The organism is Pseudomonas sp. 43A (assembly GCF_013363935.1).
GTDB lineage: Bacteria > Pseudomonadota > Gammaproteobacteria > Pseudomonadales > Pseudomonadaceae > Aquipseudomonas > Aquipseudomonas crudilactis.
This window is the reverse complement of sequence record NZ_CP054880.1, coordinates 3,285,272-3,295,743: the sequence shown is the minus strand read 5'-3', so window position 1 is coordinate 3,295,743 and position 10,472 is coordinate 3,285,272. Positions and strand designations below refer to the sequence as shown.

The following is a 10,472-nucleotide window of genomic DNA, read 5'->3' as shown; positions in this document are numbered from 1 at the left end:
CCGCCACCGACATGACACCTGAAACCCGGACAACCACCACCCTGATAAGCGCCATGAGCGTGCTTATCGCAGGCAAGGTCTAAAAATTCGGAGAGGAAATACTGAAAAGCTTGTAGGAAAAAAGCCACATACCAGCGCCGCCATTTGCCCGAGCGCCATCGATCAGAAATCAGCATCTACCGGTTTTCGCGGCCTGCGGCGTGACTGATCAGTCACTGACGACAACACTCCTGATCTCCTCACCGTCAGAACCCCGGCGCCAACAATCAGAAATGATGGCATTTTGTGTCCCTGTTTTCCCCTACAGACGTAGGACAAATCCATAGGCTTAAATCCCGCTCCAGATCGTGCTCAAGGAGAAATGACGGCGTGGGCGGTTTTTGCAGAGACGGCAGACGATTCAGTGAGGGTTCTGAACCAGGGATGACAAGGATATGAATCTGACCGGCAGTATTCGCAATATGGAAAACCCGCACTTCTACTGGCAACTGGGGGAACTGATCGCCAGCACCGGCGATGATCACTTCGCCACGAACATGTTTCAGTTGGTGGACACGTTGGTGCCGGTCAATCGGGTCGACCTCAGTGAATGGACGCTCGATGAGCGTCAGGCCAGCGTGGTTGAAATCAAGCCGTTGGGCAGTGCCGGCTTACCGCAGACTTTCCCCCCGCCCGATCCGCTGGAGAGACCGGACGATCATCCGTTGTTGCAGAAAATAATCGAAATGAATGACTCGTTGCTGATCCAGTTGAAAGCTTCACTGCTACCCCGTCATCCGCAGCACAGCGTGCATCAGTGCAACCTGGTGTCGCGCACTTCAAACCGCCGCTGCGTCATCTCGTTTTACCGTCCGCACACCCAGCGAGTTTTTTCTCTGCCGGAGCTGTCGTTTCTCAAGCGTCTGTCCGACACCCTGCTGCCGCTGATCGAACGACATGCGCAAATCAGTCGACAATCCCTCGCCAGACAACCACGCCAGCCCTTGGCCGAGCTGGATCAGGCACCACTGGCGCAGGTATTCGACGAGCGTCTGGCGATCAGCGATATCGCGCTCTCGGCGCGCGAAAAAGAAGTCTGCCTCGGCCTGTTGACCGGCGGCACCGTACCGCAAATGGCGGAACAACTGCGGGTCAAAAACAGCTCGATCGAGACGTACCTGAAACGTGCCACGGCCAAACTCGGCGTCAGTGGCCGCCATGGTCTGGCGAAATGGATGGCCGGGGCCTGAGCACAACGCTCTTTATATGCATGAGGCAGTTCGATGTTGACGTTGCGACTTTCCCTGCTGTCCATGGCAATGCTGATGGGCGGTTGTTCATTGATTCCCGAGTATCAGCGGCCCGTTTCACCCAGTGCCGCGCAATATCCAACAGCGACGCAGGCTGCAACGAGCAGCGAGGACTGGCGCACACTGTTCACCGACCCGGCGCTGCAACAGCTGATTGAAAGCGCGCTGGTCAACAACCGCGACCTGCGCGTAGCGGCTCTCAACGTCGAAGCCTTTCAGGCGCAATACCGCATTCAGCGCGCCGACCTGCTGCCGGCGGTGTCGGCCAATGCCAATGAACTGCGCCAGCGCATGCCGCCGAGCGTGACCCAAGGCAAGGCGCTGATCAATTCGACGTACTCGGTCAATCTCGGCATCAGCGCTTATGAGCTGGACTTCTTCGGTCGCGTGCGCAGCCTCAGCGAGGAGGCCTTGCAGACCTGGCTCTCGACTGAAGAGGCGCGGCGCAGTGCCGAACTGAGTCTGGTGGCCAACGTCGCCAATGCTTACCTGACCTGGCGCGCCGATCAAGAGCTACTGGTTCTCACTCGCGAGACCCTTGCTGCCGATGAACAGAGCCTGCACCTGACCACGCGCAACCGCGAGGCGGGCAAGTCTTCGGCGCTGGAGCAGGCGCAGGCGCAGACCAGCGTCGACAGTTCACGGGCCAATCTGGCGCGTTATCAGCGCCAGGTCGCGCAGGACTTGAACAGCCTGACCTTGCTGGTTGGCGCGCCGGTGCCCGAGGCCCTGCCCGCCCGGCCACTGGCCAGCGATCTGGTGCAACAACTGCCGGCCGGTTTACCGTCGGATCTGCTGCAAAGGCGTCCGGACATTCTTCAAGCGGAGTACAAACTGAAAGCGGCCAACGCCAATATCGGCGCAGCGCGCGCGGCGTTTTTCCCCAGCGTCAGCCTGACGGCGAATGCTGGCACCTCCAGTCGAGACCTTTCCGGTTTGTTCGGCGCCGGTTCCGGGGCATGGACCTTTCAGCCGCAGATCAGCCTGCCGATCTTCAATGCCGGCAGCCTGCGCGCCAGTCTGGATTATTCGAAGTTGCAGAAAGAAGTGGCAGTGGCCGAATACGAAAAATCGATCCAAACCGCGTTTCAGGAAGTCGCCGACGGCCTCGCCGCACGCAGCACGTATCAGCAGCAATTGCAGGCGCAGCGTGATCTGGTCCAAGCCACGCAGACCTATTACAACCTGGCGCAGAACCGCTATCAGAATGGCGTCGACAGCAGCCTGACGTTCCTCGATGCGCAGCGTTCGCTGTTCAGTTCGCAGCAAGGTCTGATCACCGATCGCCTCGCGCAACTGGTCGCCGAGGTCAATCTGTACACCGCGCTGGGCGGCGGCTGGGGCGTTGAGGATTCGCGGGTGCAGTGAGTCCGTCGTCACTTTTTCTTACACCTTTTGTCGCTCGATCCTGTGCCGCGCGGCGATCCGTGGCCGGCGTCTGCCCTCAGTTTGGTATCATGCGCCGCTTTTACGGTTAACCCCCCGCCAGTCCTGCTGACTGACGGGCTGCAAAAGGCGGTATTAGATGACGGCTTTGTTGACTCGCCGCAAGGTGCTTGCGGGAATGGGCGTGCTCGGGCTAGGCCTGCTCGCCGGCTGCGACACCCGCGGCCAACTGTCGTACAAGTACGGCAAGGATCTGAGTAACAAGATCATGGGGCGCACCTTCAAACTGAAGAACACCGATGGCGAAACCATGACGCTGTCGAGCTTTCGCGGCATGATGCCGATGGTGTTCTTCGGGTTCACCCAGTGCCCGGCAGTCTGCCCGACCACCCTCGCCCGCGCGGCGAAAATCAAGAAACTGATGGGCGCCGATGGCGATCGTTTGCAGGTGATCTTCATCAGCCTCGATCCCGAGCGCGACACCCCGGAAATCCTCGACGCCTACATGAAAGCCTTCGACCCGACGTTCGTTGCGCTGTACGGCACGCTCGAGGAAACCGCAGCCACGGCCAAGGAATTCGACGTGTTCTACGAGAAAGTCCCGGCCGGCGACACGTACACCATCTCGCATACCGCCACCAGTTACGTTTACGACTCCAACGGCGGCTTGCGCCTGGGTCTGTCCACCTCGCTTTCGGCAGAACAATGCACGGAAGATTTGCTTACTGTTATGGAGGTTTGCTGATGCAACCTGTTCTGAACCACATCAAACGCGCTGTCATCGGTTTTTCTCTGCTGGGTCTGGCATTCCAGGCGACCGCAGCGACCAAAGTCGACGATGCCTGGGTCCGTGCCACCGTGCCGACCCAGTCCGCCAGCGGCGCGTTCATGACCCTCACCGCCGACAGCGACAGCAAGTTGCTCAGCGTCGCGACGCCAGCGGCCCGAGACGTGCAGATCCACGAAATGACCATGAAGAACGACGTCATGAGCATGGGCCCGGTGAAGTTCGTCGAACTGCCGGCCGGCAAAGCCGTCAAGCTTGATCCGAACGGCTACCACGTGATGCTGATGGGCCTGACCGCGCAGTTGAAGGAAGGCGAAAGCGTGCCGCTGACCCTGACCGTGGAAAACGCCAAGGGCGAGAAAGAGACCATCGAAGTCAAAGCGCCGGTGCGCGCGCTGACCAACATGGAAGGTCACGATCACAGCAAAATGCACTGATCGCTGACTGCAAGACCCGCGGGGCGGCCTGATCGATGATCAGGCCGTCCCGTTTTTTTTGCGCACACACAAGGATTACCGCTGGTCGACAGAGCGCATTCGGTGGATTGACAGGGAAAGGCTGTGAGAGGATATTTATTACATCGCATGCGATCTAACCGCATGCGATAACAAATCCAACCATTATGTCTCTGAGGATTAATCCCATGCACACGATCGAAAAAGTACTCGCCACCGGCAAAACCCACACCACCGCTGCCAGTGCCGGCATCACCTCCCGCGGGCACAACGGTAATCTCGACATTCAACTGTCCTCCCCGGGCAGTGCCAAACCGGCGCACGTATTTGCCAACGCCTTGCCGCATCCAACCGCTGAGCAACTGTTTGCCGGTGCCTGGTCAGCTTGCTACACCGCCGCCGTCGGCCTGGTTGCCAACGACCTGAATGTGGTGCTGCCAGCCGACATGTCGGTGGACATCGAAGTCGACCTCGGCCAGACCGGCCCGGCCTACTTCCTTCAGGCTCGCCTGACCCTGCGGGTACCGGGCATTGCCGAAGACGTCGCGAAAAACCTGGCGCACACCGCCGACCAGATCTGCCCTTACTCGAAAGCCACTCGCGGCAATATTAATGTGGCGTTGAACGTCATTACTGAATGATTTGATTCAAGTAATACATCGCATGCGATGTAGGCGCATAAGATAAAGATGCGATCGGCTCGCCCTGCTCTCTTGGGCGAACCGATTGGCTTGATCAAATACTCAACACTCCCGATAAAATCGCATCCGACGTATAGTTCGCTCCATACGGTTCAACGGTCACCCGACCCATGAGGATGAACATGAAGAACAGCAACGCTCCCACCGATCTCAAGCTCAGCGACTTTCTGTGCTTTGCCGTCTATTCGACAAACCTCGCCTTCGGCAAAGCCTACAAGCCGATCCTCGAACGGCTCGGCCTGACTTACACTCAATACATCACCGTGGTGGCGCTCTGGGAACAGGACGATCAGACCGTCGGCAGCCTCGGCGAAAAGCTGTTTTTGGAATCCAATACCCTCACCCCGATCCTGAAAAAACTCGAAGCCATGGGTTACCTGCAACGCCAGCGCGACCCGGCGGATGAACGCCAGGTGCGAATCAGCTTGACCCAGAGCGGTCGCGACTTGCGCGAAGTGTCGTCGGGCAGCAGCCTGTTCGACGCCACCGGACTGACCCCGGACGAGTTCACCCAGATGCAGCAATCGATCGTCAAGTTGCGCAACAACCTGATCAAATCGGTGAATGGCGCCGATTGATCGGCCGTTGCGGCCATGATGGAAAGCGTGCTTTACATCGAATAAATCTTCGACGACCATGTAAAGGGTCTTTTACATAGGAAGTGAAGAATGAACCGCTACTACCTCGAACTGGGCGCCGCAACGATCCTCTACATGCTGGTGCTGACGATTTCACTGATCGCCAGCCAGTACCTGCTGGATGCCAACATTATTCTGCGATCCGTTGTCGCACTGACCCCGATCCTTCCAGCAGGCCTGATGTGCTGGGCCATCGTGCGCAACATGCGGCGCATGGATGAAATGCATCTGCGCATCCAGTTCGAAGCTTTGGGTTTTGCCTTTGCCGCCTCGGCACTGCTGACGTTCAGTTATGGCTTTCTGGAAAACGTCGGCGCTCCGCACATTCCGTGGACGTGCGTGTGGCCGGTGATGGGGCTGATGTGGATTGTCGGCCTGCAAATTGCGCGACGCCGCTACCAATGAAAAACCGACTCAAGGCACTGCGCGCCGAGCGCAAATGGTCGCAGGTCGATCTGGCGCAACGCTTGAACGTGTCACGCCAGACCATCAACGCGATTGAAAACGAACGCTACGACCCGAGTCTGCCATTGGCTTTTCAGATTGCCCGGGCGTTCGAAATGTCGATTGAAAGCATTTTTGATGATGGCGAACCTGCGCGCGACTGACCGTCGCACGTGGCTCGACGACGTGCTCAGCCGTTGCGTGACAACGCCTTGCGCACATTGATGCTGGTCACGGCTGCGGGCTGGGTCGGTGCCTGCACCTCGGGCTGATCGGGCGCTTGTGCCTGGGCAGGTTGCGGTGCGTGATATTGGCTTTCGACCCGCTGATTCAATTGGGCAAGAAAGCTATCCAGTGCCGTGATCAGCAGCTTCTTGCGCTTGGAACCTTTGACGCACTGATAAATGTAGTAGCCCGCCCCCACCAGAAAACCCAGTACGCCTGAAACGAAACCGATGCCAACCCACAAGACAAAAGCAATCAGCAAAGGCTTCCAGCGAAACGGTGACAGTTCGAGTTCGGTGTTCAGCGCCTTGCCATCGCGAATCTGATATGTCTTGGCTGAGGTCTGGTTTTGCAGGTGAGTGTGCAAAACGGTCTTGCCATCGTTGCTGACGGCGCTGATCAGCGAAATGTCCTGCCCGCTGCGCAGAGGAATATCGAGACCGCGCAAATGGATATCGTGTTCGATGCCGTCGGCCGTTTTGATCCAGAACTCATGATTGACGACCAACACAGTGTTGATCTGAAGTGCGACAGGTTGGCCAAGGCTGTTGACTTGTCCGTTACCACCGGTGGAGGTGATGTGGGTTTCGCTCATTTTGTCGCTGCCCACCACTTCACCGCTCAACACAGTGAAGTCAACGGTCAGATCGCCATGGGTGAACTTGTGCATTGGGGGTCCTTGATGCGTCGTTCGACGTTCGGGATAGAAATCCATAAGCCGCGAATGCTACTAAGTGGCCATCTCCCTGTCCAGAACGCCACGCCCCCTCGTCATCAATCGCCCACTTAGCTCCCCGCGCCACCATGCGCCTCTTCAAAGAAGTAATCCTTCCAACTGCCCGCCTTGTTTTTCAGCACACCCAGCTCCTGCAATTTCTCCGCGTAAATGAACGTACGCTGCGGCACCACGGTGAAATCGATTTCCGGGTCCTTGACGATTTGCTCAACCAGGGCCAGCGGCAACTTCGACTGTTCGACACGAATGTACGCCTGAGCCGCCGCCGGTTTGTCAGCCTTGATGATCTTCTCGGCCTCGGCCAGCGCGTCGTAGAACGCCTTGTAGGTTTTAGGGTTTTCGTCGTGGAATTTTTCCGTGGTATAGAGCACGTTGAACGTCGCTTGACCGCCGAGCACGTCATAGGAACTCAGCACTTTGTGCACGTTGGGATTCTGCAAGGCTTGGTACTGGAACGGCGGGCTGGAGAAATGCGAGTTGATTTCCGAGCCGCCGGCAATCAGGGCCGCCGTCGCATCGGGGTGCGGCAGGCTGACTGAGATGTCGTCGAATTTCTTGTACTGCGCATCACCGAATTCCTTGGCGGTTTCGATCTGCAAGGTGCGCGACTGGAAGCCTACGCCGGCGGCAGGCACGGCAATCCGGTCCTTGTCGGTGAAGTCCTTGAGGGTCTTGATGTTCGGGTTATTGGTCAACAAATAGTTGGGCATCGAGCCCAGTGCGGCGATGGCTTTGACGTTCTGCTTGCCTTTGGTGCGATCCCACACGGTGAGCATCGGCGGTACACCGGCGGAAACCACATCGAGCGAGCCGGTGAGCAACGCTTCGTTCATCGCCGTGGCACCGGAAATGCTGTTCCAGTCGACCTTGATGTCGAGGCCCTGTTCTTTACCGTGTTTTTCGATGAGGTTCTGGTCGCGCACCACATCGAGGATCAGATAACCGATACCGAATTGCTGGGCGATGCTGATCTTGCCTTCGGCCTGAGCGCCGGTGCTGAACAACGCACTCGCCGCCAGAGAAGTGGCCAGCAGAGTCAGTGCAGAACGTTTGAACGGTGTGGCCATGACAACCTCGCAGCAGGGGATGGTGTGCTGAAAGGCCTGACTTTATCGCTATAAAAAATAGAAATTAAATACCTTTATCGCATATCGATAGCACGCGAACGTCTGCCCGGCAGAACACGCCGTGCGGTTGCCACGAAGGCGTGACGATCAAGCTGTACAAGGTGAGATAGCACTCGCTCCGGGGTTGAAGTGGTGACATGCAAGGTGCCGAACATCCGGTCCCACGCTGACTGTTTGTGGGGGCTGTTAAACAGCCTGAAACAATAAATCCGTCGAGACTCTGCGGCATCAATAGCCTCCATTGTCGCGCAACACGTACGAACATCAGGGCTGCAGACATTCCAGTCCCGGCAGTCGGTGCTTGGCCAGCGTGTCAGCTGTGCGTTTAAAAAGGCGATCAGACAGCCGACCCTTGATATCATCGCGCACACTTTTTTGACGTTTTGATGACTGGAAGGTCTTTTTTTGTGAGCGCTCTTTTTCACCGGTTGCGACAGTCGCACCCCCGCCTCTTTTCACTGATAGTTCTGGTGCTGATCGTACCGGTGTGCCTGCGCGCGGCACTCGGCTGGTCGACCCTGCCGGGGTACTTGTCGGATCTGGCGATTGGCAGTCTGCTGGTGATGTTATTGCATCGCCGGGCGTGGTGGCTGGCCCTGCCGGTGCTGCTGTTCTGGGGGCTGCTGGCGGTGGCCACGGCGGAACTGGTCAGCGCGGTGGGCCGCCTGCCGACGCCTTCCGATATTCATTACCTGATCGATCCGCAGTTCGTGGAAAACTCCACTGGCGGTGGTCTGGCGCATCCGGCATTAGCCGTCACCTTGCTGCTGGCCTTGTTGTTCTGGCTGCTCATGCAATTTGCCGGACGCGACGTCTCCCTCCCGGCCCTGCCCCGCGCGGTCTGGGCCGCACCGCTGGTGCTGTTCGCCGCGCATTGGGGTGCGCAAAACCTGTGGCCGAGCGAAGCTGATCCCTGGCGCGTTTACAACCTGCCGCATCAATTGCTCGCGAGCGAGGTCGCTGACCTGCAGATCCAGGCCGAGGAATGGCTGGACGGCGATGTTGAAGAAGCCGCACCGGCCATGGCCGGGCTGACCGATGTCGACCTCAGCGGGCACAAATTGCTGGGGGCACCGGGACAAGCGCGCAACGTGCTGATCATCGCCTTGGAAGGCATTCCCGGGGCTTACATCCGCGCCAACCGCGAGGCCATCGGCAGCCACTACCAGCAAGACCTGATGCCCAACCTCAGCCGCTGGGCCGAGCGCGGCATGAACACCCCCGATTACGTGCTGCACACGCACCAGACCATTCGAGGTCTGTACGCGATGCTTTGCGGCGATTACGACAAACTCAACAACGGCACGCCCAAAGGCGTGGAGATGCTCACCCAGCGAGAGCGCAATCAGGCCTGTCTGCCGGCGCAGCTGCGCCAGAACGGCTTCAGCACGCATTATCTGCAAGGCGCCGGTCTGCGCTTCATGGCCAAAGACAAGATCATGCCGCACATCGGTTTCGATGCGACCCATGGCCTGGAATGGTTCACCAACAGCAATTATCTGGAATTCCCGTGGGGCAAGGATGACAAGGCGTTTTTCGAAGGTGCTCTGGATTATGTCGGCCAACTGAAAAAGCAGAAGCAGCCGTGGATGCTGACGCTGCTGACCGTGGGCACCCATCAGCCCTACTCCGCGCCGGATGACTATCTGGAGCGCTACGAGACACCGAAGCAGGCCGCGGTCGGCTATCTCGATGATGCGCTGGATCAGTTCCTCACCGGCCTGGAGCGTCAAGGTGTGCTCAAAGACACGTTGGTGGTCATCACCTCGGATGAATCCCACGGCATCGATGGCGTACGTCTGGCCTCGGCGTGGGGATTCAATCTGACCCTGACGCCGGAGCATGAGCAACTGCCGCGCCTGAATGCCGGGGTTTACGGCCACGTCGATCTGAGCGCCTCGATCCTCGACTATTTCGACTTGCCGGTGCCCACCGCACTGAGCGGCCGCTCACTGTTTCGCGACTACGACACCGGCCGCGAAATCATGTCGTTCACCAACGGCAAGCTGCGCTATCACAACGGTCAGGGGATCTTCTCCGAATGCGACATGCCGCGCCGCTGCCGCTATTACGAAAGCGCCGGTTTCATCGCCGAAAGCGCCAAATACAAGGGCAACTACAGCGGCCAACCGGCCCGGCAAATTGCCGCCCGCGCCAACGCGCTGGACCTGTCGCTGCTGCGCACACCGCTCAATCACCGCTATCAATTCGGCAGCACCAACGTCATCCCGCTGCAAGCGCAGATCAACGATGACTGGGCCGACAACCTGATCGGCGCGCAGTACCTGGAAATGCCCAAAGGCTCGCACACTCGCGTGCGCCTGACCGTGCGCTCGGTCGATCCGCAGCAGGCGGCGTACATTCAGCTCAAGGCCAAGGAGTTTGAACAGGACGTGCAGATCGGTTTGCCACAGGAGATGGTTGCAACCGCCGAGCAACCACTGGAAATGAACTTCAGCTTCGACAACCCGCAAGAACGCAAAGCGTTTTCTTTCCATTTGCTGGGTTATGGCTTGGGCGCGGTTGAGGTGACGGATTTCAGTGTGATTACCGAGTTGCCGGGGCAAGAGGACATCCTTGACGACGTGCCGGAGGACGACACGGCTCAATCCACCTGACCAGGATTCTATAAGGGCGAGCGCGCAGTAAAAGGTTCTGACTATCAATGTCCAATAGTCGGCCTA

At 58.4% G+C, this 10,472-nt stretch carries 11 protein-coding genes; 9 read left to right on the top strand and 2 right to left on the bottom strand.

The annotated features are described in order from the left end of the window. Nucleotides 1-434: 434 nt before the first annotated feature. From HUW52_RS14520 to HUW52_RS14485, 8 genes are all read left to right on the top strand, one after another. On the top strand, nucleotides 435-1,229 hold the full coding sequence (locus tag HUW52_RS14520) for a helix-turn-helix transcriptional regulator (RefSeq protein ID WP_016985136.1): 795 nt from the start codon (nucleotides 435-437) through the stop codon (nucleotides 1,227-1,229). Nucleotides 1,230-1,262: 33 nt separating this feature from the next. After that, on the top strand, nucleotides 1,263-2,657 hold the full coding sequence (locus HUW52_RS14515; RefSeq protein WP_175554027.1) for an efflux transporter outer membrane subunit: 1,395 nt from the start codon (nucleotides 1,263-1,265) through the stop codon (nucleotides 2,655-2,657). A gap of 157 nt (nucleotides 2,658-2,814) precedes the next feature. Further along, on the top strand, nucleotides 2,815-3,420 hold the full coding sequence (locus HUW52_RS14510; protein ID WP_008079652.1) for an SCO family protein: 606 nt from the start codon (nucleotides 2,815-2,817) through the stop codon (nucleotides 3,418-3,420). Next, the gene (locus tag HUW52_RS14505) at nucleotides 3,420-3,899 is read left to right on the top strand and encodes a copper chaperone PCu(A)C (protein WP_016985134.1); all 480 of its coding nucleotides are present in this window, start codon (nucleotides 3,420-3,422) and stop codon (nucleotides 3,897-3,899) included. The genes HUW52_RS14510 and HUW52_RS14505 overlap by 1 nt, the downstream gene beginning before the upstream one ends. Before the next feature lie 206 nt (nucleotides 3,900-4,105). Beyond that, nucleotides 4,106-4,558 (top strand): Ohr family peroxiredoxin, encoded by a 453-nt coding sequence (locus HUW52_RS14500; protein WP_175554026.1) that lies wholly within the window; start codon nucleotides 4,106-4,108, stop codon nucleotides 4,556-4,558. A 182-nt stretch (nucleotides 4,559-4,740) separates the two neighbouring features. Next, on the top strand, nucleotides 4,741-5,196 hold the full coding sequence (locus HUW52_RS14495; protein WP_016985132.1) for a MarR family winged helix-turn-helix transcriptional regulator: 456 nt from the start codon (nucleotides 4,741-4,743) through the stop codon (nucleotides 5,194-5,196). Nucleotides 5,197-5,286: 90 nt separating this feature from the next. Beyond that, entirely contained in the window at nucleotides 5,287-5,661 is a 375-nt protein-coding gene (locus HUW52_RS14490) for a hypothetical protein (protein WP_016985131.1), read from the top strand. Further along, nucleotides 5,658-5,864 (top strand): helix-turn-helix transcriptional regulator, encoded by a 207-nt coding sequence (locus HUW52_RS14485; protein ID WP_016985130.1) that lies wholly within the window; start codon nucleotides 5,658-5,660, stop codon nucleotides 5,862-5,864. Before HUW52_RS14490 ends, HUW52_RS14485 begins: the two co-directional genes overlap by 4 nt. Nucleotides 5,865-5,890: 26 nt before the next feature. Here the strand turns inward: HUW52_RS14485 and HUW52_RS14480 are convergent, their stop codons facing one another. Together HUW52_RS14480 and HUW52_RS14475 are read right to left on the bottom strand one after the other, a co-directional pair. Beyond that, entirely contained in the window at nucleotides 5,891-6,595 is a 705-nt protein-coding gene (locus tag HUW52_RS14480; protein WP_175554025.1) for a hypothetical protein, read from the bottom strand. Nucleotides 6,596-6,711: 116 nt separating this feature from the next. Further along, nucleotides 6,712-7,728 (bottom strand): ABC transporter substrate-binding protein, encoded by a 1,017-nt coding sequence (locus HUW52_RS14475; protein WP_175554024.1) that lies wholly within the window; start codon nucleotides 7,726-7,728, stop codon nucleotides 6,712-6,714. Nucleotides 7,729-8,195: 467 nt separating this feature from the next. Here HUW52_RS14475 and HUW52_RS14470 point away from each other — a divergent pair, with 467 nt between their 5' ends. Then, complete coding sequence (locus HUW52_RS14470) at nucleotides 8,196-10,406, top strand: LTA synthase family protein (protein WP_175554023.1); 2,211 nt, start codon at nucleotides 8,196-8,198, stop codon at nucleotides 10,404-10,406. Nucleotides 10,407-10,472 lie beyond the last annotated feature (66 nt).